The 22417-nt window shown below is 47.8% G+C and carries 22 protein-coding genes; 13 read left to right on the forward strand and 9 right to left on the reverse strand.

Going from position 1 to position 22417, the window contains the following annotated elements; translation table 11 throughout:
* The gene (locus HY58_RS07010; protein ID WP_052323915.1) at window positions 1-1455 is read right to left on the reverse strand and encodes a S8 family serine peptidase; all 1455 of its coding nucleotides are present in this window, start codon (window positions 1453-1455) and stop codon (window positions 1-3) included.
* A gap of 20 nt (window positions 1456-1475) precedes the next feature.
* Window positions 1476-2210 carry a hypothetical protein gene (locus HY58_RS07015; protein ID WP_039129951.1) on the reverse strand — a complete coding sequence of 245 codons (735 nt, stop codon included), beginning with the start codon at window positions 2208-2210 and terminating at the stop codon, window positions 1476-1478.
* A 253-nt stretch (window positions 2211-2463) separates the two neighbouring features.
* On the opposite strand from HY58_RS07015, the gene HY58_RS07020 reads away from it, so the two are divergent.
* The 3 genes from HY58_RS07020 (at window position 2464) to HY58_RS07030 (ending at window position 7113) form a co-directional block, all read left to right on the forward strand.
* Window positions 2464-5403 carry a gliding motility-associated C-terminal domain-containing protein gene (locus tag HY58_RS07020; protein WP_039129953.1) on the forward strand — a complete coding sequence of 980 codons (2940 nt, stop codon included), beginning with the start codon at window positions 2464-2466 and terminating at the stop codon, window positions 5401-5403.
* Window positions 5404-5528: 125 nt separating this feature from the next.
* On the forward strand, window positions 5529-5999 hold the full coding sequence (locus HY58_RS07025) for an Lrp/AsnC family transcriptional regulator (RefSeq protein ID WP_172644616.1): 471 nt from the start codon (window positions 5529-5531) through the stop codon (window positions 5997-5999).
* Between the two features lie 4 nt (window positions 6000-6003).
* Window positions 6004-7113 carry an EamA family transporter gene (locus HY58_RS07030; protein WP_072037595.1) on the forward strand — a complete coding sequence of 370 codons (1110 nt, stop codon included), beginning with the start codon at window positions 6004-6006 and terminating at the stop codon, window positions 7111-7113.
* A gap of 106 nt (window positions 7114-7219) precedes the next feature.
* Here HY58_RS07030 and HY58_RS07035 read toward each other — a convergent pair whose 3' ends face one another.
* On the reverse strand, window positions 7220-7396 hold the full coding sequence (locus HY58_RS07035; RefSeq protein ID WP_156123605.1) for a hypothetical protein: 177 nt from the start codon (window positions 7394-7396) through the stop codon (window positions 7220-7222).
* Window positions 7397-7652: 256 nt separating this feature from the next.
* Between HY58_RS07035 and HY58_RS07040 the strand changes: the two genes are divergently transcribed.
* The gene (locus tag HY58_RS07040; RefSeq protein WP_082022084.1) at window positions 7653-8240 is read left to right on the forward strand and encodes an RteC domain-containing protein; all 588 of its coding nucleotides are present in this window, start codon (window positions 7653-7655) and stop codon (window positions 8238-8240) included.
* A 38-nt stretch (window positions 8241-8278) separates the two neighbouring features.
* Here HY58_RS07040 and HY58_RS07045 read toward each other — a convergent pair whose 3' ends face one another.
* The 3 genes from HY58_RS07045 to HY58_RS07055 are packed head-to-tail and all read right to left on the reverse strand — an operon-like array spanning window position 8279 to window position 10978.
* Entirely contained in the window at window positions 8279-9184 is a 906-nt protein-coding gene (locus HY58_RS07045) for a YafY family protein (protein ID WP_039129961.1), read from the reverse strand.
* An 18-nt stretch (window positions 9185-9202) separates the two neighbouring features.
* Entirely contained in the window at window positions 9203-9835 is a 633-nt protein-coding gene (locus HY58_RS07050; protein WP_039129963.1) for a phosphoribosyltransferase, read from the reverse strand.
* Window positions 9836-9844: 9 nt separating this feature from the next.
* The gene (locus HY58_RS07055) at window positions 9845-10978 is read right to left on the reverse strand and encodes a lipase family protein (protein ID WP_052323916.1); all 1134 of its coding nucleotides are present in this window, start codon (window positions 10976-10978) and stop codon (window positions 9845-9847) included.
* A 250-nt stretch (window positions 10979-11228) separates the two neighbouring features.
* Here HY58_RS07055 and HY58_RS07060 point away from each other — a divergent pair, with 250 nt between their 5' ends.
* The 5 genes from HY58_RS07060 to HY58_RS07075 all read left to right on the forward strand — a co-directional run bounded on the left by HY58_RS07060 (window position 11229) and on the right by HY58_RS07075 (window position 13270).
* Window positions 11229-11681, forward strand: a complete 453-nt coding sequence (locus tag HY58_RS07060) for an Hsp20/alpha crystallin family protein (protein ID WP_039129966.1) — start codon at window positions 11229-11231, stop codon at window positions 11679-11681.
* A 71-nt stretch (window positions 11682-11752) separates the two neighbouring features.
* On the forward strand, window positions 11753-12109 hold the full coding sequence (locus tag HY58_RS07065) for a hypothetical protein (RefSeq protein WP_039129968.1): 357 nt from the start codon (window positions 11753-11755) through the stop codon (window positions 12107-12109).
* On the forward strand, window positions 12054-12314 hold the full coding sequence (locus tag HY58_RS19435; protein ID WP_156123606.1) for a hypothetical protein: 261 nt from the start codon (window positions 12054-12056) through the stop codon (window positions 12312-12314). The genes HY58_RS07065 and HY58_RS19435 overlap by 56 nt, the downstream gene beginning before the upstream one ends.
* A gap of 120 nt (window positions 12315-12434) precedes the next feature.
* Complete coding sequence (locus HY58_RS07070) at window positions 12435-12692, forward strand: hypothetical protein (protein WP_039129970.1); 258 nt, start codon at window positions 12435-12437, stop codon at window positions 12690-12692.
* A gap of 98 nt (window positions 12693-12790) precedes the next feature.
* On the forward strand, window positions 12791-13270 hold the full coding sequence (locus HY58_RS07075) for a GNAT family N-acetyltransferase (RefSeq protein ID WP_052323917.1): 480 nt from the start codon (window positions 12791-12793) through the stop codon (window positions 13268-13270).
* A 15-nt stretch (window positions 13271-13285) separates the two neighbouring features.
* Here HY58_RS07075 and trxA read toward each other — a convergent pair whose 3' ends face one another.
* Together trxA and HY58_RS18785 are read right to left on the reverse strand one after the other, a co-directional pair.
* Entirely contained in the window at window positions 13286-13651 is a 366-nt protein-coding gene (trxA, locus tag HY58_RS07080) for a thioredoxin (RefSeq protein ID WP_039129971.1), read from the reverse strand.
* 67 nt (window positions 13652-13718) lie between these two features.
* Complete coding sequence (locus HY58_RS18785) at window positions 13719-14324, reverse strand: TetR/AcrR family transcriptional regulator (RefSeq protein WP_052323918.1); 606 nt, start codon at window positions 14322-14324, stop codon at window positions 13719-13721.
* 282 nt (window positions 14325-14606) lie between these two features.
* On the opposite strand from HY58_RS18785, the gene HY58_RS07090 reads away from it, so the two are divergent.
* Genes HY58_RS07090 through HY58_RS07105 form a run of 4 tightly spaced genes read left to right on the forward strand, consistent with a single transcriptional unit; the run spans window position 14607 to window position 20848 of the window.
* Entirely contained in the window at window positions 14607-15269 is a 663-nt protein-coding gene (locus HY58_RS07090; protein ID WP_039129972.1) for a TetR/AcrR family transcriptional regulator, read from the forward strand.
* Window positions 15266-16630, forward strand: coding sequence for a TolC family protein (locus tag HY58_RS07095; RefSeq protein ID WP_039129974.1), 1365 nt, complete (start codon window positions 15266-15268; stop codon window positions 16628-16630). The genes HY58_RS07090 and HY58_RS07095 overlap by 4 nt, the downstream gene beginning before the upstream one ends.
* Before the next feature lie 12 nt (window positions 16631-16642).
* Window positions 16643-17710 carry an efflux RND transporter periplasmic adaptor subunit gene (locus HY58_RS07100; RefSeq protein WP_039129976.1) on the forward strand — a complete coding sequence of 356 codons (1068 nt, stop codon included), beginning with the start codon at window positions 16643-16645 and terminating at the stop codon, window positions 17708-17710.
* 9 nt (window positions 17711-17719) lie between these two features.
* On the forward strand, window positions 17720-20848 hold the full coding sequence (locus HY58_RS07105) for an efflux RND transporter permease subunit (protein WP_039129978.1): 3129 nt from the start codon (window positions 17720-17722) through the stop codon (window positions 20846-20848).
* Window positions 20849-21009: 161 nt separating this feature from the next.
* Here HY58_RS07105 and HY58_RS07110 read toward each other — a convergent pair whose 3' ends face one another.
* On the reverse strand, window positions 21010-22359 hold the full coding sequence (locus tag HY58_RS07110) for a cystathionine gamma-synthase family protein (protein ID WP_052323919.1): 1350 nt from the start codon (window positions 22357-22359) through the stop codon (window positions 21010-21012).
* Window positions 22360-22417 lie beyond the last annotated feature (58 nt).

Genomic DNA, 22417 nt, shown 5'->3' on the forward strand with positions numbered 1-22417 from the left:
TCAGAAACCAAAAACAAGGGGATCGAGGAATAATCTTTTCCCGGTGATTGTTTTTCCGGATAATGAGGTGGTGGGAAGGCCACTATTAAGGATAGCCGATTTAATTTCTTCTGCCGTTGAGTTGGGATGTTTTGCTTTATACAGAACGCAGGCAGCGGTAACATGCGCTACTGCGAAAGCGGGCCAACTGAAGGGATGATCATTATATCCATCACCCTCAACACCGAATGGATCATTAAGCGGATCGGTAGCAACGATCAGATTTTCACCCGGTGCAGCCAGGTGAACAAATTTCGATCCCCAATTGGCCTTATTGTTTAAACTGCCGTTTTGGTTGAGGCCCGTAACGGTTATATTATTGGGCAATGTGTAGCATGCGGGGTATACAGGTTTTTTATTAAGATCAATCCCCGTGTTGGTTATATTGCTCAAGCCGGCGGAACTCAGAAAAAGAATATTAGCCTGGTTGGCCCTCAGCAGGGAGGCTTCTAACTGGGTGGATTTTTTTGTTTCATAATGACTGTTGATTGCCACTAAATTTATCCCGCTGTTTTTTAATGCAGTGGAATAATCGATTGCCTGTACAAAAGCAGAAACCGGTATTGAGGGGCCTCCATTATATATTTTTAGCGGGATCATTTTCACATTCCAGCAAACTCCTGAAACGCCTTTCCCGTTATTACCAATGGCACCGATAATGCTGGCCATTCTCGCGCCGTTGGGCTCATTGGTAAACCTGCTATCATAGACCTGGTTATTCCTGTCAGCAAAATTCCATCCCCTTGAATCATCCACATACCCATTGCCGTCATTATCAACACCATCTACAGGGTCATTTGGATTCACCCACATATTATCGGCCAGGTCTTCATGCTCATAAAAAACACCTGTTCCTATGAGTGCCACATGGATGTCGCCAGAACCAAGATTGCCGGTTTGCCAGATGGCGTCCGCATTTGTGCCAAATGGCTCTGCGGGGGTTGAAGAAGGTCCGCGAAGATTCCATTGGCCCGGATAGTAAGGGTCATTGGGAAAACTGATTTCTTCGGTTGCGGCAGGTGCGGGTAGCATTGCTGCGCTGCTCCTTTGTTCCATAAATTCCGGAGCATGCACAATGTAATTTGGTTCTGCATGATCAACTTCGGGTATTGATCGAAGTGAGTGCAGTGATCGCTGTATATCGCCCTCCATTTTCACCACATAGAAACCTTCCGCGTTAACCTGTTCCATGGCTTTGGTGTAGACGTATTCGATTATTCTTCCTTTTCTGTTTTCAAGGGTTTTCAGGGCGTTGGATTTATCCGTTCCTTTCCGGAACTGGACCAGAAGTTCGCCGGGCAGATAATCAGTTTCGGAAAGAAGTTCCTGGCCTGGAGTGGCGTCAGTATTAATATCCTTGCTGCAGGAAAAAAAGCTTAGGGCAAGGATCAGAAGGAGGAATTGGGTGAGTTTCATGATTGAAGGTTTTGATTGAATTAATTGAAGAATCCGCTCGCTAGTAAAATTTCCTTATCAGAATCAAGCAGGAAGGTGTTTGGAAATGATGCATAGCCAAAGCCCATTAATGTTTCATTGTATGAGGGATGAGTTTGATCAGGATGAGGAAGTCCGAAAGCATGTCCCAGTTCATGCGCCTGTCCGCCAGTCCATTGAATAGGAGGATTATTATCTTCCCCTGCAATGCCGAGAAGGTCATGTTCCGGTAAAGCGCAAAATCCTGTAAACCCGGCACCCGTTTGTCCATAGGCATCTACATAAACCATATAGGCGGTGGCGCCCGGGCTATACCAACCGGCACCCAATAGGCTTTCCATCTCCGTGAACGTGTTCCAGAAAAAATAAAAAAAGGGATCGGTTCCACTGATACCGCCGTTATCAGATCCAAACCAGGAAGCAGGTTTATCACTCTGGAATATTTCAACAACCGGATTATTAGTTAGGTAGCTCAACCCGTCCATCTCTGACCGATACCATCTATCAATTATTCCAGCGGCTTTTTTGATGGCATTATTGTAAGTGCGGTTAAAGCTCCTGTCGTCCGGAATGATGTATAGGATCCGGACGGTCTTACCATTTTCGGTTGGAGCCTTGTCGTGGGTTTTAGAGAGGTCTTTGCTTTCGGCTTGTTTTGGATCGGGCTGCAGTTCCTGCTTCTGGCAGGCAGATAAAAGCACAAAAAGGAAACATCCTAAGGAGAGTAACTTTTTCATGGAAAAGAGTTTAGCGATTAGTGATAGTGGGCAGGAGTTAGGATGGGGTACACGGAGCGGGACGGAAGAATTTTGGATGGGGCCGGATCGGGCATAAAGTTATATCGTCATCTCCCCCCCGTCAATAGCTATTTATAGCTATTAGCAGATGCCGCGGGTTTTTTGTAAATTAAGGAAGTCGTCCCCCCTATTTTAATGATTCTTCTCTTATAGTATTCGAATTGCGGCATCCATAATCATGAATCGGGTTTTAATGAACTACTGCTTCTTCACCATAAATCGATATATATATAAATGCGTTCGTGTGGGCGTTTTTGCAATGCTGACGGTGATGATCTCTGTCGCCAACGGCTATGCACAAGCGCCGGCGCTGGAATGGCTGCGATGTTATGGGAGTAATTATGGCGATGAGCCAAGGGATCTGCAGGCCACACGAGACGGGGGTTATATTGTCATAGGTTCGGTTGGAAATAGCAGCAATGATGTGTCGGTGCATTTTGGGGAAGGCTCGCCGGATATATGGGTGCTTAAAATCAATGCCAGTGGTGTCATAGAATGGGAAATTTCTCTGGGCGACCAGCAATACCAGTTTGCTGCCGGGGTGGTTGAAACGCCTGATGGGGGCTTTGTTGTGGGTGGCAGCACCTATAGTTCAAGCAATTGCCTTTTGGGTGATAATAGTTCCAATATTATACTGGTGAAGCTGAGCAGCAAAGGCGAATGGCTATGGGAGAAAGAATATGGTGGCGCAGGTAATGAATATCTCAGCGAACTCGATCTTAGTGCAGAAGGCGGGTTTTTATTGACTGGTCATTCAACTTCTTCCGACGGTGATCTTACCAAAAATAATGGGGCGGAGGATTTCTGGATTGTGAAGACCGACGCCAATGGAAATATTATCTGGCAGAAGAGTTTTGGGGGAAGCCGCACTGACCAGGGGGTTTCTGCGGCTGTTGCGCCCGCAGGTGGGTATTACGTGGTTGGTTCTTCTGAGTCTACCGATTTCGATTTCGGACTCAACTACGGTGATTCAGATTTTCTGTTGTTGCATCTTTCGGAAGCGGGCGAACTGCTCTGGCAGAAAAAATATGGAGGGTCAAATCATGATTTCGCCTGGGCGGTTTGTGCCAGTCCTGGTGGAGCAGTAATAGCCGGAATGACGAATTCCCGTGATGGCGATCTTACCCGATCCGGCAGGGCGCCCACTGATATTGATATCTGGGTGGTTAAGGTAGATGGCTCCGGCAATCTTCTATGGCAGAAAAATTATGGGGGACCGATGGATGAATTCGCGTTCGATATGGCGCCAGCAATAGACGGTGGTTTCCTGCTTTGCGGAACAACTGAATCAATGGATAGTGCGGCCCCATGCACCCTCGGGAATAATGATATATGGGTCATTAAGATCGATGGCTTGGGCGAAATGGAGTGGCAAAAAGCGCTGGGTGGTGAGGGTAATGATAATGGTTCGGCCATTGTAGAAAATAAGGATGGAACTGTACTGGTGGCTGGATTAACCTGCTCTGCGGCACTTCCCAATTATCATACTCCCAGCCCTACGGGAGACTGCGCTGATATTCTTCTGGTGAAACTGTCGCCGCCGGGTGGAACTGTGCCACGGCCATCTTTGCAGATCGGTCCGGAGCTCGTTTGTTCCGGCAGTCCGGTTGTTCTCAGCGCCACCGCCATCAATGTGGGTAGCCATCCCCGTTATGAATGGAAACTGAACGGGCAGGTGGTTGGAAGCGAGGCTACTTATGGGGCCAATAATTTCAAAGCAGGCGACCAGGTCAGTTGCACGGTAACGCCGGGAGGTATTTGTGATAAGGGATCGGCAGTGGTAACGGCAAGCATCACACTAAAAACAAAACCTGATCTGCCGATGCCGGTTTTGTTGATTGATGGTCCGGAGGTGATCTGTCCTTGTGAGCCCGGACTGTTCACTGCGATAGCTGAGAATGCTGGTGTGGCACCGCGATTCCATTGGTTTGTCAATGATATGTTGGTTGCTGTTGGCGGATCGGAATACCTGCATCGGGAAGCGCAAAATGGCGACCGGGTGCATTATCGGTTACTGGATGCCTCGGGATGTTTGCCGGGGGGATATGTAGCGTCCCCAGGCATTGTTGTGACCGTGCCCGGGCAGGGTGCTGTTCTGCAGATCGAGGGACCGGCCGCGGCGGTCTGCGAAGGGGAGCGGGTTGCTTTTCGGGCTGTTGTTTCGGGATCGGCTGATACGAGTGGATCGCGCTGGCTGGTGAATGGGGTGCTGGCTGCTGCGTGTACTGCCCTTTACGAAACCGACTCGCTCCGTGATGGTGACAGGGTTAGTTATATGATAAACGCCAACTCGGAATGTGGGGGTGGCGGGGATATATTTTCAAACGAAATAGCGGTTGCGGTGAGGCCCGCGGGGGGCAGGTTGCTGATCAGTGCCAATAGCAGCAGCGTGTGCCGTGGTGAGGAGATGATCTTTGTGGCGAAAACGGAGAACAGGGTACCGGCGGACGCCGTGCAATGGCTGGTGAATGGGGTGGCGGTTGCCGGGGCAACGGGGTCGGAATGGCGAACGGCGAACTTGAACGATGGCGATTTGGTGAGTTGTGAATGGGCGGGGGGCGATTTCTGCACTGGTGCGGGTAGTGGCTCGGAGGGTATCAGTATTCGGGTTTTTGATACTCCTTTATTGACACTCTATCCCGCAGATACAATAGTGAACAGGGGAAGCAGCCTGCAATTATTGGCGCAGGTTTCGGGGGAGGTAAGCCAATTTGCATGGGAGCCGGCAGATAAACTTTTGTCGTCGCAGACCCTGAATCCTGTTTCCGTGCTGCTCGATAAGGATGTTGTTTTTAGTCTGCGGATTGAGGATTTAAACGGTTGTGCGGCAACAGCCACGGCACGTATAACGGTGATGGGTGAGTTATTTTTCCCGAATGCATTTAGTCCCAATGGCGATGGAAAGAATGATTTCTTCCGCGGTATTTTTCCCGGCACTCCCCAACACTTCGAGCTCCGCATTTACAACCGGCTGGGGCAGGAGGTATTCATGACAAATGATATTACCAAAGGCTGGGATGGCAAACTTGGGGGACAGCCACAGGCTAGCCAGACCTATGTATGGCGATGCACCTACTCTCAGCGCGGCGAACCGCTCCGGAAGATGCAGGGATCGGTTCTGCTGGTGAGGTGAGGGAATACATACCCGTCTGACATCCGTCCTGACGGATGTCAGACGGGTATGTTATTATTCTGTGAACATCCATCCAAGGCGAATAATATTCTGAAATTTTAGTAATTTGCCATCAAATCGTCAGAATGAACATCAGCCTGGACCATATCGACCTTCAGATCCTGGATAAAATGCAGGGTAACGCCCGCGTTTCGAATGCCGACCTGGCCCGGGACCTGTCCATGGCTCCCTCCGCCATCCTCGAAAGAGTGAAAAAGCTGGAGCAGAAAGATGTTATTCGCCGGTATACGACTTCCATTAATCCAGCCGCGCTGGAGCAAAAACTGCTGGCTTTTATCTTCATCCGCACTTCACAGGGATTTTCCTGCTGTTCGGATACAGGCAACCTTCTTTCGGCGATCCCCGAGGTGCAGGAAGTGCATCATATTGCCGGGGAGGATTGTTTCCTGGTGAAGGTTCGCACTACAGATGCCGCATCGCTCATGGAGCTGATGCGAACCAAATTCCAGCAGATCCCCAATATCGCATCCACCAAAACCACCATCGTGCTGGAAACCGTCAAAGAGCAACCTGATATAGTTATACCAAAAACCTGATCCAATGCAAGCAAGCAACACAAAAGAAACCCCATTCCTCGTAGCCCTCGCCTTTCTCACGGTTTACCTGGTCTGGGGTTCAACGTATTTGTTCATCCAGTTGGCCGTACACGAGATCCCGGCACTGATGATGGGCGCCATCCGGTTTATCATAGCAGGATTACTGCTGATGGGCTGGTGTATTTACAAACAGGAAAGGATCTTCGACTGGCAGCAAATGAAACCGGCCATCATTACCGGTTTACTGCTACTCCTCGTGGGAAACGGGGCGGTGATCTGGGCCGAAAAGACGCTGCCGAGCAGCCTGGTGGCGGTACTGGTTTCCTCTGCCCCACTCTGGTTCGTAGTGCTCGATAAGCCCAAATGGAAGGAAAATCTTTCTAGCAAAAGCACGCTGGTGGGCCTCGCGATCGGCTTCCTGGGTGTGCTGCTCCTGTTCTGGGAGCAGGCTGCGAAGGTGGTGAGCGGAACCCTGAGCAGCGCTGCACTGGTGGCCCTCCTGGTTTTGATGGTGGGTTCTGTTAGCTGGGCCGGAGGGTCCATCTACAACAAGTATAATTCAAAGGGTTCCGCAACCGTGAGTTCTGCCTGGCAGATGCTGGCAGCGGGAATAGCGTTTACCCTTGGCAGTGGTATCACGGGAGAATGGAGAGGATTTGAACCTGCCGCCGTGAGTAATACCGCGTGGTTGTCGATAGCGTACCTCATCACCTTCGGATCACTGGCGGGCTATAGCGCTTATGTATGGCTGTTAAAGGTTCGTCCCGTTACCCAGGTAAGCACCTACGCATATGTGAACCCGGTAGTAGCCGTTCTGCTGGGGGTGCTGTTTGCGGGCGAAACAATGAGCGCTTTGCAAGTAACCGGACTGGCGGTGATACTCGGAAGTGTATTGCTGATCAATCTCGCTAAATACAGGAAGGCGCTGCCAGTGAAAGATGAAACTGGTTCCGATGGGAAGGAGTTGTTGAGAGGCCATGAATCTGCGGATGAGCTGATCTCTCAGAAACGAGACCAGTCTGCTGTTTGGAGAAATCAACTTCCTGTGGAAAAGGGTTTCCAAAAAGGGAATAATGATCTTGTTCCCTGCCTTGATGAGGCGGAGATATACTGAGGGTTTCTAACTACCCGTCTGACATGTGTCAGGACACATGTCAGACGGGTAGTTAATTCTCAACATGTTCGAACATCCTCCGAACATGTGTCAGACACCTAGTTACCTAGCTTTTTTTCTCCTTCCGCTCGCTTCTTACGGGTTTCTCGTTGTGGGTAATATCGTCCCCCTTGAAATCCTGTTCTTCATTTTTCCTGCTATCGAGAGTTTCCTTGTTTTGTGGGCGGCCTTTATCCGGAACGGGATCATTCGGCCTTGCCTTAGGTTGATTTTGTGTTTTCATGATCTGCATTTTAGTAATGGGAGTTTGCAATTCATGTACCTGTGGAAGGGATGCCTCTACGTCGGTGAATGGCGTAACAATGATTGGAACTCGACAAGTTCTGCGGTATTACGCTGGTAAAAACTGCTTATTTCTGCGGTATAATTCAGGAAATTTTCTAAGGTCGGCATAAACCTGCACCTTTAGCCTTAGCTTCGCAGCCTGATTGAAAGATTTTGACATTCAGGTATTTAGTAAAGGTTAAAGCAAGCATCTGATGAACGACCCGAACGAGATCATTTTTCTCGCGCCCAACGAGCACCAGCGCGGGGTTATGGAGCAATATGTTCGGGCCCTCGGCAAAGAGGTGAATAATTCGCTGCCCCTCTCAGAGAGGATCGCCCAGCGGTTCATGATCACGGTGCAGCATTTCAGTCTACTGCAGGAATGCCTTGCAAAACATCCCCTGGCCTCGCTGGCAGAAGAGATCTACTTCTTCAAAAAAATAAAGCCATTTTTCACTTCGCGAATTGAATTGTATACACTGCAGTTCAAGGGGTTGGTCTTTGCCCCACCCGATCCGGTGGATGCGCAGGATTATTGGGAACAGGAGGCGGGACGACTCGCACAGTTTGAAAGCCAGTATCCCGAATTTGTTTCCTATATCAGGGAGGGAAGGGAGGATAAAGATGAAAGCTGGTTTGCTGCTGCCGCCGCAGCCGATGTGCCGGTATCATGGCGTACTGCTTATGATGTGGAAGACCATTTTTCGAGCTCCCATGATCCCCTGCTGGCCGCCCTGATGGCGTTGGAACAGTACCACGAATTTGCTAATAAGCAGTTAGAGGTTCTTAAACCCGTCTGACGCTTGTCCTGACACATGTCAGATGGGTTTACGGGTACCTACTTATAGTACCTCAACGCATCCCTTAGCTGGTTGCGGATCGATTTTCGGAGGGCTTTGGGTTCCAGCACCTCCACCGCCGCACCAAGCTGAAGCAGCCTTTGTTCCAGTTCTTCATTCACCACCAGTTTCATTTCCACCTCAGTAAACTCCTTTCCTTCCTTCACAACCTTTTGTGATGGGTGCAGGGGGAAGGCCAGCAGCTGCCGGTCGTGGGGTGGGTAAACACGGAGGTGCAGCTTTTCTTTTTCGCCTTCGAAGCCCACTCCTACCAGGTCGCGGAAAAGATCGCCGTAGGGGAAATCGGGTCGGGGTTCAAAGCGGTCGGCCAGCGGCTCCAACTCCGTGATCTTATCCACCGCAAAACAGCGCAGATCGCCGGCACCATCTTCACCGCGCAGGTATCCCACCAGGAACCAGTGGTAGCCGTACTCGCGCAGCATATAGGGCTCCAGCTCAACTTGTTTTATACTCCCTTTCAGGTTTTCCGTCTGAAAGCGGATAGGTTGCCGGTTGGTGATGGATTGCAGTAGCGGCTGCAGGAGATGGATACCGCGCAGTTCGGAACCGTTGCCGAAAGAAATATGTTTCAGTGTTTCGGAGGGGGATTGCAGGAGCGATTGCGTGAATTCTGCCACTTCGCCGGCCTTGCAGAACTGCAGGAAAGCGTCGAGGGCGGGCAGACTCTCGTTGGCTATCAGGTAGTGATTCTTTGTTGGGTCGTAGTGGATAGCGATCCCGAATTCAAAGCGGAGATCTTCCATCAGACGGTCGTAGGTGCGGGGACTGATAAGAAATCCTTCCGCCTCCAGCCGAAGCATCAATTGTTTCCGGCTCTTTCCCTTGCCGGGCTGCAAGGCTTCTACGATGGTCTTGTATTGCCGGATCTTTCCCTGGAGCAACATGGGTTTAGGTTTTATCCTTTAAGATAAGGAACCCTTTTCAAACGCCGCCAGGTATTGGCGCACATCTTCATCCGAAAGCTGCTCAAATTGCTCATACCAGGCACCAACTCCACGGAAATGAGGGGGGATATAAACGGTAACCAGATCGTCGGCCATCGCCGCCAGTTGGCTGGCAGCCTGTTCTGAGGATACAGGCGCGGCGATCACAATTTTCGCCGGCATCTGCTTGCGCAGAAGCTTCACCGCCGCCATCAGGGTATTGCCGGTAGCGATACCATCATCTACCACAATCACAATCTTTCCCTGCAGCGTGGGCGCAGGTTTATCACCCCGCCAATACTGGTACTGACCGGCCATTTTCTCCCGGATGGCTACTGTTCTTTCTTCGATATATTCAGAAGACACTTCGTCGTGCGGAACAATTATACGATCGCTCAGGCTCACCGCCCCGATGGCATACTCGGGCTGGTGGGGATGGCCGATCTTTTTCACCATCACCAGATCAAGCGGTAATCCAAGATCAGCAGCTACCGCCCCCGCAACGGGTACCCCACCGCGCGGAACGCCCAGCACCACTGCATCTGCACCTGCATACCTCTTCAGCTTGCGGGCAAGCAGCCGACCTGCTTCCGTCCGGTTAGAAAATATCATGGCATAAAGTTAGGGCAACTTCGCCGCCAGGTACATATATGCATTGTGTAAATGGTGCGCGAAAATATTCTCTTTTGAATCGGGGAAGCGCGTGTAATAATCGGCGTCGGCAGCCAGGGCAATCATATGCCCGGTGCGAACATAATTGTTGCTGTTGATATAGGCCGGAGGCTGGTAGCCAGGGATCTGCTTCTTTACAAATTTGGAGGCCATCTTACCCAGGTATTTCTGGTAGCGTCGACCCGCTCTTCGTGATGGATTATTAAGCTGGTTGTACACGTGTTTCAGCACCAGGTTATTGGGAAATTTTTGTTTTTTGACTAGGGCTTTTTTGTCGGCAAACGGGTTGGTGTTATTAAAATCCTGCAGGGTCTGGATGGAGATTGGAGATTCCGGCACCCAGTCGGCCGCGTTCACCACATTGAAAGCCCATCCCCCAAAGGTCATCGCTTCATAGTCGTATGCGTAATAGAGATTGCCCGGCTTAGGAGCCGCGCTGCAATAGGTCTTAAAACGGATGGTTGAGGGGATAGCTGATTGCCGTTGGAGGCCATACAAATATGAGGTAAGCAGGTAGGCGATGGCGCCACCCTGGCTATGGCCAACAATGATAAAATCGGAGGTACCGCTTTTAACGGCGCTATCAATTTTTGGGACGATATCACGCGCGAGGTAGGCCGTACTCACCAGCCAGCCAACATGCACGGCTGCACGCGGATTTTCTGCCAGCGAGTAACTGAAACGAAAATCATCTTCCAGTTGCAGTTCACCTTTTGCCGGCACCATGGCAGCATACACATTGGCGAGCCAGCTCACGGCATTGGTAGTGGTCCCCCTTATGCTGATAACGGCTTTGCCCTTTCCGTTTGACCAGAGATCCCAGTAATTGTCGAGACCCATGATGGACGACTTGTAAACCTGTTGAAACTCCTGCGGGGCAGGGAAGGTATCATAATAAGCGGGTGAATTAGTGCTGCGCGCGCTGATCTTCATCAACTCCAGGTATTCGGCTTTATCGAAGCCCGGCTGAAGTAGCTGGGCGCGGCAAGGAAGGCCGGCAAGCAAAAGAAAGATGAAAGGCAATAGGCAATAGGGAATAGAGTTGAGAGCGGTTAAAGAAATTAGTAAACGGCGTTTTTTCATCTGCTGCTGTTTATATGAATACGATAATACTACAGCATCAGTTCATTAACCAGGTTAAATGTATTGCAAATACAAACAGGTTGAAAATTAATTCCTGCTGTTTAAAAAATGAGGCATACTCAATGTGACATCATTAAACAACTGATGAGAATTATACATTGTATTGACAGCAGTCATTTTTCAGGCTATTATCAAAGGCTACCTTTAGAAGGAAATTTATTCCATATCACAATAAAAAAGGAGGGTTGTTATGACAACAAAATCTTTGATGCGCCGCACAGAGAATGTCCCATCCATTTTTGAAGATTTATTTAAGCCCTGGAACGAGTGGTTCGACAATTCTGGCAGTAATTTATGGGGAAAGATGATGAAGGTTCCTGCAGTAAATATTACTGACAACAAAGACAATTATCTCGTATCACTGGCAGTACCCGGAATGGATAAGAAAGATTTCAATATTGACATTGATGGAAACCTTCTCACCATCAGCGCAGAGAAAGAAGAAAACAAAGAAGAGAAGGAAACACGTTATTCCCGCAGGGAATACAGCTACAGTAGTTTTAGCAGAAGTTTCACCATTCCAGAGGAAGTCCTCATTGAGAAGATCGATGCGACTTATGAAAATGGTTTATTGAAACTGGTTCTACCAAAAAAAGAGGAAGCTAAAAAGCCTCAGATAGGAAAGCACATCGATGTTAAATAGTTTTGGTGTAATGGTGAATTGCTTAAGGCCTTTCAGCAATTGCTGAGGGCCTTTTTAATAAAAATACTTTTATGAAACGCATTCTATATTTAGAACTATCATCTATAATGATGATTTTATTGTTTGCCTGTTCCACTTCCCGCATCACCAGTTCATGGACGCCTCCTGATATAACTCCAAGGGGTTTCAGCAAGATCATGATACTGGGATTAACGGGTTCATCAGAACGTGATTTCAGGCAAAAAATGGAGCAGCATATTGTAGAGGATCTGCAAACAAGAGGATTTAAGGCAGTGTCAGCTTTTGCAACATATGGTCCAAAAGAATTTGAAGGATCAGATGAAAAATCATCGCTGGAAAAACTAAGGGCTGATGGTGTGGAAGCAGTTCCAGAATCGTTTCTGGGGATACTATCGTACCATTTATGATCGTGTTTATACGCCGGGATATTATACCAGTACAACAAAATATTTCTGGGAGACAAATCTTTACGATCTCTCAGATATGAGTCTTATATATTCCACGCAAACGGAGAGTTTTGACCCCGAATCTTCGGAGAGGCTCGGCCATGAGTATGGCAAGCTGATCATCAGTGATTTGACCTCAAAAAATGTGTTGAAACCGGCAAACTAACCCGTTAAAGTATTCCTAATGAAGCAGCCGTTTTACGGCTGCTTTAACATTTATGGCATGGCGTGGCACCGTTCTTGAATTACCCCAGTGTAATTATTTGTTTCATCAAAAAAGCAGAATATGAGAAAGCAAAGAACGGAAGCATTAAATTTTGAACTGGTAGTTGACGGAACACCTATAGAAATTGTTGCAAAGCCATATATAGCTGCCAATGAGCAGCCACGTTTTCGGGTAAGCTATGACGGTAGTCCAGTTCATATCTTCGGATATGAGCCTGAAATGGGGAAAGTTATAGTGATGGATAGTGCATCAGAAGAAATACATCCAAAAATTGAAGATGCCATTGGTAGAATGTTGTTGAAAACAATAGCGGCATAGATCAATTTTTCTCTTGATAGTTTGTGTAGCAAAAGCCACCTTTAATCAGGTGGCTTTTCTTATTTATTGCAGTGGAAATTTTAAACGAGATTTAGGGTATGCTAAGACATGCCAAATACGAGGACCTGCAATTTGTTTTCGGATTGTATATGCACCCCGATATCAATCCTTACCTGCTGTATGAACAGATGAGCCTGGCGGCTTTTCAATCGGTGTACGATGCATTGATGCTGAAAAATATTGTTTACATATATGAAGTGGAGGGAATAGCTATTGGCATGTGCAAGCTGGTTCACCAGGAATATCGCAATGACCATATCGTTTACCTGGGGGGTGTGGCTATCCATCCTGATCAGATGGGTAAAGGTCATGGACGAAAGATGCTGGAAGAGATCACAGCACTCTGCGACCGGAATGGTATAAGAAGAATTGAGTTATCTACCGCTACTGATAATGAAAAAGCGATCCGGCTCTATGAAGGAGTCGGATTTGAAAAAGAAGGTATCATGAGAAAATATACCTACCTGAAATCCGAGAATCGTTTTGTAGACGAAGTCCTTATGAGCCGGATCAACTAATATCTAAGAAACTGTTTATGATTGCTGCACAAGTAGCTCTTCTTCTATCACCTGCTTAAAGGCATTTTTTGGAAGTGCACCTGGTTGCATCATTGGCTGTCCGTTAACGGGGATAAAAAGGATAGTGGGAATACTCTGGATGCCAAAAACGGCGGAGAGTTCCTGTTCAACTTCTGTATCCACTTTATAGATGATAAGTTTGCCATCATATTCTTTGGAGAGGTCTTCCAGAATAGGTGCTACCATTTTACATGGACCACACCAGTCGGCATAAAAATCTACAATGGCAGGCAGTTCACCCGCATAGCTCCATTCTGTAGCATTTTCATAATCAAAGACCTTTTTCTTGAATTCTTCTGTGGTGAGTTTTACTGTTGCCATTGTCAAATATTTTAATTCAAAATTAGGTTATGGAAAAGCGATACTATGTGCGTAAAGTCACCTTTACTCACCTGATGCTTATACCATCAAACAGACTATCTGCCAGGAAATCGAGATGATCCAGGATATAATCGTTCTGGTTATTCATAAAAATTTTCATGCCAACCTGTTTGAGTCCCCAGTGGATCATATTAACCCAGGTTTCCATTTCCATTGACTGTAGCTGTTTCACTTCGCCGTTGCTTATACCAAAGAGTAAAATATCCTTGAGCTGGTGTTCCACGAAGCGATCCTTTTCTTCGGTAAGCTCAAGTATTCTTTTGGCGCTTTCAAACAATTCAGCCCGGTATACGGAATAGTCTTCCGCTTTTTCCTTTACGTTGGCGAACATCCCCTTTACAAAAGAGCGGAACTTATCGCGGGCGGTAATGGACTCCTTTACTGCGGCAGCAACTTTCTGGTGCTGCAGCTTCATGTCGTGCATGATGATGGCCTCAAAGATCTCTTCCTTGGTTTTGAAGTAATAGTAGAGCGCGCTCTTCGACTTACCCACCATTTTGGCGATATCCTCCATGGTGGTTTTCTTGAAGCCATAACGCTTAAATAATTCCCGCCCCTCATTGAGTATCTCGGCCATAATAACCGGGTCCCGTTCTACTTGACTAACTGACATATCTGGTCGAATTTGTTCTAATGTGCAAATTACAATTTTAAAGCCGGACTGAAGGAAGCGGCAATAAGGAAACTTGGGAAGTTCCTGGTGTTCGATAAGATTTCTTCCCTATTGCATTGATAAACAATATTATAGATTATAACCGAAGCTGAATGAGTTAAAGCCCTCAGGGCTGAAACCCAAGACTTTTACAGTTCCTTAACAATAAACTTTCGACCATTCATTCGTTTTAGTCGAAATGTCTAGTACTTTTGACTTTTAAATCAATTTAGTCGAAAGGTCATGGAACAGAAAATACTCAGCACCACCAGCAGCCTGTTCTCCCTGATGGGGATCCAGCAGCTCAGGATGGCCGACCTGGCCCAGCATATGGGTGTTTCGAAGAAAACCCTTTACCGGTTCTTCCCCTCGAGGGAGCAACTGGTGGAACGTGTGGTGGCTGAAATGGGTGAAACCCTGACCCATCAACTGAGGGAGGTCAGCTTATCAGAAAGCAATACCCTGAAGCAGCTCACAAGCTATATCATCACCATGGCAACATTTTACAAGAAATGGTCGCCCGTGTTTTTTGCTGACCTGCAGAAGCATTATCCCTTTCTCTGGACCAGTATCAGCACGGAAGTCAGGCAGCTACTGCTCGACCTGCTCCGCCGCAACCTGGAATCGGGCATTCAGCAGGGAATCTACCGGGGTAATATCCATCCCGGCCTGCTGGTAACACTCTGGCAGCAGCATTTTTACAACGACTTCCGCTATTGCGAACAACTCAGTACCGACTATTCCAAGGAGGAAGTATTTCGGCAGAGCTGCTTCCTGTTCCTTTATGGCATCATCCTGCCATCAAAGATCCCTGCCCTGGAGAGACTGATGCTCGACTACCAGCTCCAGGCCAATCAATCCACTTCTTTTTACACACCTCAATATATAAATCAAGCAATCGTATGAGATCTCTATTGACCACAACGGCTCTGTTCATGGCACTGCTCGGCACAACAGCCACGCAGGCGCAGGAGCCGGCACCCTTAACCCTGCAGGAAACCATCAATATGGCCCTGCAGCATAACCAGCAATTAAAGAAAGCAGTGCTGGGCGAAGAGGGTGGCCGCCAGAAGACCCGTGAAGTAAAGGCACAGGCCCTGCCACAGGTAAACCTGAACGGCAGTTATTCCAACAATTTCATCAAGCCTATAATTGTGCTGCCCGGCGAACTGACCGGTGCCCCAGGAACAGTTTCCACCATTGAGATGGGTACCACACATAATGTTGGTATCACTGGTGAGCTCAAACAGGAGCTATTCAACCAGTCGGTTTTTACCGGATTGCAGGCAGCTAAGAAAAGTGAAGAGTATTACAAGATGCAGACAGCCCTCACCGAAGAGCAGGTGATACAATCGGTAGCCGCAGCATTCTATCAGCTCCAGGTGAACAGGGTAAAGCGCGGCATCGTTGACTCAAACCTGGTTAGTTCAAGGCGTATACTGCAAACAACAGAAGCGCAGTTCAAAGCCGGACTGGCCAAGCGCATTGATGTGGACAGGTTGCGCGTGAACATCGCCAATCTCGAGAGCAATGCCAACCTCTTCAATAATTCCATCTACCAATCAGAGAACCAGTTGAAATATTATATGGGATTGCAGATGGATGATGCAGCAAGTTTTGCAACGCCGCCATTAGATTCCATTGAATCAGAACTCAACTCAGTATTGCAGGTAGAATACAATGATGTGAAGCAATTGAATGATTTTAAACTATTGAAGAAGCAGGAAGAGTTGCTCCACCTGCAGAAGAAAGCATATAAATCAGAATACTATCCCAAGCTTTCGCTTTTTGGAAACTACAGCTATAATGGCATCAGCAACAAATTTGACCTGGTAAAATCTTCGGGTACTGCTACCTGGTATGATGTAGCAGCGGTAGGTATCAGGCTTTCCGTTCCCATTTTTGATGGTAATGCCAGGCAGGCAAGAATTGCACAGAGCAATATCCAGATCAGGCAATTGAGGGAAGACCTTTCGCAGAAGCAGAGCCTGCTTACACTGAACCAGCGCAATGCGAAAATGCAGATCGCCAACAGCATCAATACCATCCGCCTGCAGGAAAAGAATGTGGCGCTGGCAAACGATGTGTATGAGACCACGCAAAGCAATTATCGCCTCGGGTTTGCTACGCTAACCGACCTGCTGAATGCAGAAACATCCTTAACCCAATCGCGAAATAACCATGCGGAGGCGCTGCTCCAGTTCAAGCTGGCACAGATAGAGTTACTCCGATCCAATGGAAATATTAAATCACTAACACAACAATAAACTAACAGTTATATGAAAAGGAAATTAGTTAAAGCGGGTATATGGAGCGTTGCCATCCTGGGATCTTTATTCCTGGTGATCGGAAAGCTCCAAAGCAATAAGGCCTCCAATGCGTCCAAAACAGAACTGGTGCAACAGACGCATTCCTCTGTTATGGTAAGTACAGATTCTGTAAAGCTGCAGCCAATGGTGATAGACTTTGAAGCCAATGGTATTTTTCAACCCAATAAGCTGCTTGATTTTGCGGCAGAGTCGAATGGAAGAATATCATCCCTCAAAGTGGATATAGGTTCTTATGTAAGGCAGGGACAATTGCTTGCCGTACTGGATAATGAGCAGGTAAACAACGATGTTCAGATCAGTGCCAATAACAGGGCCAAGTTACAGAATGACCTTGCCCGTTATGACAGCGCTTACCAGAATGGAGGCATCACCTATCAGCAATTGCAGGACCTTAAATTACAGGCAACACAGAGCAATACGCAACTCGCGATACAGCAACGAAAACTGCGCGACAGCTACCTGAAGGCGCCGATCAGTGGAATCATCCAGAGTAAGTTTGTAGAGAAGGGAGCCTATGTACTACCCGGAACCAAAATGTTCCAGATAGTGGATATCTCCAAACTAAAGCTTCGCATCAATGTACCCGAGTACCAGGTGGTGAAACTGAAGGTAAAAGACAAGGTTCCGGTTATGTCGGATGTATTTCCTGATAAGCAGTTATACGCAACCGTTAGTTATATCGCGCCGATGGGAGATGCATCCCTCAACTTCCCCGTGGAGCTGGAGCTCACAAATATCAATGGCAATGCCATCCGCGCCGGCATGTACGGAAGAGCAAAATTCCGGTTTGCTGAAAACAATCCGGCACTGCTGATTCCGCGTACTGCTTTTGTGGGAAGCGTTAACAGCAACGAGGTGTATGTTGCCAGCAATGGTAAGGCTGAACTGCGTAAGGTAAAGCCGGGCCGCATTTTGGGCGAACAGGTAGAGATCCTGGAAGGTCTTAAGGAAGGCGAGCAGGTTATCAGCGGCGGACAGATAAACCTGAAGAACGGAACAGCCATCATCATTCAATAAGGAGTCACCATGAAGATCACAGAATTATCCATCAAAAGACCCACCATTGTGGTGGTGCTGTTTACAGTACTCACCCTGCTGGGGATCATAAGTTATAAATCGCTCAATTATGAGCTGCTTCCAAAGTTCTCGCCTCCGGTGGTTACCATTGTAACTATTTATCCAGGCGCTTCACCGGGAGAAGTTGAAAACACCGTCACCAAAAAGATCGAAGATGCGGTTGCATCCATGGAGAAGATCAAGAAACTGACGGCGCGCTCGTCGGAAGGGCTGAGCCTGGTAACGGTAGAGCTTAACAGCAGTGCAAATCCGGATATCGCTTTACAGGATGCACAAAGAAAGGTGAACAGCATATTGAGTGAGTTGCCCGATGATGTTAAACCACCATCCCTAAACAAATTTTCCCTGGAAGACCTTCCTATCATGACCCTCTCCGCTACGGCGAAGATGGATGGAAAGGACCTCTATGACCTGCTTGATAATAAGGTAGCACCGGGGTTGTCGAGGATAGATGGTGTGGCGCAGATCACGCTGATCGGCGGACAGGAAAGGGAAGTGAAAGTTGATATCAGTTCCGATAAACTGGCAGCCTATAATCTATCGTTGTTGCAGGTGCAGCAGGCCATCATGCAATCGAATCTCGACTTCCCAACAGGTAAGGTAAAAACAGAAGAGAACCAGGTGCTGATACGCCTTGCGGGAAAATATGAATCAATTGAATCACTCCGTGAGGCAGTGGTTGCAACCAGTTCTGCCGGTGCACCTATACGCCTGAAAGATGTTGCCGATATACAGGAGGCCGTAAAAGAAACATCACAGCTTGCAAGGGTGGACCAGCAAACTGCTGTGGCCATGCTGATTCAAAAACAGAGTGATGCCAATGCGGTGAATGTGAGTGAAGAAGTGAAGGCAACCATTGCGCAGCTGGAAAAAGAATATGCGCCGAATGATCTGCATATGAAGGTGGCGAATGATACATCATTGTTTACACTGGAAGCTGCCGATGCGGTTATACATGATCTCTTCCTGGCGGTGATACTGGTGGCATTGGTGATGCTATTATTCCTGCATAGCATCCGGAATGCCCTGATCGTTATGATCTCTATCCCCGCATCACTGATCGCAACGTTTATCGGGATGAAGCTCATGGGCTTCTCGCTGAACCTGATGTCATTGATGGGCCTCTCGCTGGTGGTGGGTATCCTCGTGGATGATGCCATCGTGGTGCTGGAGAATATTCAGCGACATATGGAGATGGGTAAGAACCGCGTGCGTGCTGCCTTTGAAGGGGTTAAGGAGATAGGCTTTACCGTTACATCCATCACCCTCGTAATTGTGGTGGTATTTTTCCCGATCAGTTTAACGAATGAACTGGTATCTAATATCCTCCGCGAATTTACCGTGGTGGTTATCATCTCCACCCTAATGAGTTTGCTCGCATCATTTACATTGGTGCCATGGCTGGCATCGCGTTTTGGTAAGCTGGAACATATCAGCGGCAAGAATATTTTTGGAAGGTTCATTCTCTGGTTCGAGAAGCAACTGGAACATTTTACCAAATGGATCACGGGCATTCTAAACTGGTCGCTCGACCATAAGGCCATCACACTATCTGTAGTGATTGCAATGCTGGTGGCTTCCTTTATGCTGGTGGGGAAAGGATATATTGGGGGCGAGTTCATTCCGCAGGGCGACCGTGGCGAATTCATCGTGCAGCTTGAACTTCCCAAGGATGCATCTGTAGAACAGAGCAACTATGCCACACAGAAAGCGGAAGAATATCTGAGTAAGAATCCTGATATAACATCTTTGATCACTACTGTTGGACAAAGCAGTGAAGATGGTTTTGGGGCGAGCAATGCAACATCCTACAAATCAGAGATCACTATCAAACTGGTGCCGATTGACCAGCGCGAAGATGCTTCTGATGTATATGCAGCGAAAACAAAACTGGCACTCGAAAAGGTTGTGCCGGGGGTGAAAGTAAAGACCATTCCCGTTAGCATATTAGGTACGGCACAAAGAGCGCCGTTGGAGATCATTGCGCTGGGCGCTGATTATGATAGTGTAATGGCCTATGCGAAATCTATCAGGACTGTAGTGGAATCAACAGAAGGAACCAAGGAAGTGAAGCTGAGTGTGGAAGATGGAAACCCGGAGATCAATGTATCGGTTGACCGTGATAAGATGGCGGCACTGGGATTGAGTCTGGACCAGGTTGGTATAACCATGCAAACGGCCTTTGCCGGAAATGATGATGGCAAATACAGGAAGGGTGCATATGAATATGATATCAGGGTGGGACTTGATGATTTTGACCGTAAGAATATCAATGATGTTTCCAATCTCACGTTTATCAATAACCGCGGTCAGCAGGTGAAGCTTTACCAGTTTGCTTCGATCTCGGAAAAATCTGGTCCAAGTAGGCTGGAGCGCCGCGACAAGAACAGTTCTGTCTCGGTACAGGGGCAGGTAATTGGTAAATCGGTAGGAACCGTTGCAACCGAGATCACCGAAAAGATCGCAGCGTTGCCAAGGCCTGCAGGTGTTAGCTATGTAATGGGTGGTGACGTAGAGAACCAGGGTGATTCATTCTCCACACTGGGAGTGGCATTGCTGATCTCTATTATCATGGTATACCTGATCATGGTGGCATTGTATGACAACTATATCTACCCGCTGGTGGTGATGTTCTCCATTCCATTATCCATCATTGGGGCCTTGCTTGCACTTGCACTCACCAACAATACACTGAATATATTTTCTATTCTGGGTATCATCATGTTGATCGGACTGGTGGCGAAGAACGCTATTATACTGGTCGACTTTATCAACCAGAGCAAGGCGGAAGGACATAGTACCCGAGAGGCTGTTATCCTTGCGAACAATGCAAGGTTAAGACCCATCCTGATGACTACCATTGCGATGGTGATAGGGATGTTGCCGCTGGCCCTGGCTGCCAGTGCGGGAGCAAGTTTTAAGAATGGTCTGGCCTGGGTGATCATCGGTGGACTGGTAAGTTCCATGTTCCTGACGCTTATTGTGGTGCCGGTGGTTTACCTGATGGCGGATAGGTTTATGGCAAGGATCAATAGGGGGAGGAAGAGAGAGAATGTGGAGGAACTCATGGTGATGTAAGAGGTAAGATTTAAGAGGTAAGAGGTGGAGACAGGTAAGAGGTGGAGACAGGTAAGAGGTAAGATTTAAGAGGTAAGATTTGAAAAGCCGTGACGTATGGAAATACGCACGGCTTTTTCAATCAATCGACCTTATCATTAATAAACCATCGGGTAGGGACCTTATAGAATATGTCCGAAAGCGGGGTCTGTATGTAAATGAACATGCTCCGGTTCAAGAGCCTGCTGGAGGTCGGCGATCAGATCAGCCGCCCTTTCAACGCCAACGCTAAGCCTGACGAGTCCGGGTACAATACCCAGTGACAACTTCTCCTCTTCGGGAACATCAGAATGGGTCATGGTACCGGGATGTTCAGCAAGGCTTTCTGTTCCGCCAAGACTCACCGCCAGTTTAATATGATGAAGGTGGTTAAGGAAACGGAAGGCTCCTTTTTCACCGCCTTTCACAACAAAGCTGATCATGGCGCCAGCACCTTTGCATTGTGATTTATAAATCGCGTATTGGTTGCCGTCAGATTCATTAAGATGGCCCAGGTAAATGACCTTTTCAACAGCCGGATGTTTCACCAGCCATGCTGCCACTTCCTTTGCATTTGCCTCTGCGGCATTCATTCGGATCATGAGCGTTTCCAGGCTTCTCAGTAATAGCCATGCAGTATGTGAATCGGTATTGGTACCCATTACGGTTCGCATCCTTTTTACTGCTGTCATAAGGGATGCAGATCCTGTTGCAGCACCTGCAATCAGGTCACTATGTCCCCCTATATATTTAGTGGCAGAATACAGAACGATATCAGCGCCCAGTTGGAGCGGGTGTTGCCATATTGGTCCCATATAGGTATTATCAACCACGGTCAGAACCCGTCTTGCCATTTCAGGACTTTTTGCATCGGCAAGATTTTTTGCAGTATAACTGGCAGCAATATCCGAAGCCATCCGAATATCGATTAGGTGGTTGGTAGGATTGGCAGGCGTTTCAACATAGATCATTCGCAGCTTTTTGCCGAGGCCTGAAGCATCAATCATTGATATGATCTCTTCGCGGGTCTGGTTTGGCTGAAATCCCAAAATCTCCACACCAAAAGCGGGTAATATGCTATGTATGAATTTATGGGTTCCGCCATAGAGAGGATTACTGTAGAGCAGCAGATCACCGGGACGAAGAAAGGTCAATAAGGTAGTGGAGATGGCGCTCATGCCACTGGAGAAGACGGCAGCGGCTTCTGCTTTGTCCCACAGTTTTAACCTGTTCTCCAGGATCTCGACCGTTGGGTTGTTGATCCTGCTGTAAATGAGTCCCATTGTATCGTTTTCATGGCCTGGTTTTCCCATGGCCATTTCGAAATAGGTCTTCCCCGCCTCTGCTGTTGGGAATACAAAGGTGGAGGTTTGGAAGTTGGGGCATTTGACGGCGCCTTCACTCCATTCGGGGTAATATCCATATCCAAGCATCGCTGTTTCGGGTGCCATATTTTCCTCGCCCTGAACGGGCGGAATTCTTCTATGATCCATGATCGGGAATTTGTTACAAACTTCTTTCTTTGAGGGGAGATAAAGGATGACTTAGGTC

This window comes from Flavihumibacter sp. ZG627 (assembly GCF_000814325.1).
Classification (GTDB): domain Bacteria; phylum Bacteroidota; class Bacteroidia; order Chitinophagales; family Chitinophagaceae; genus Flavihumibacter.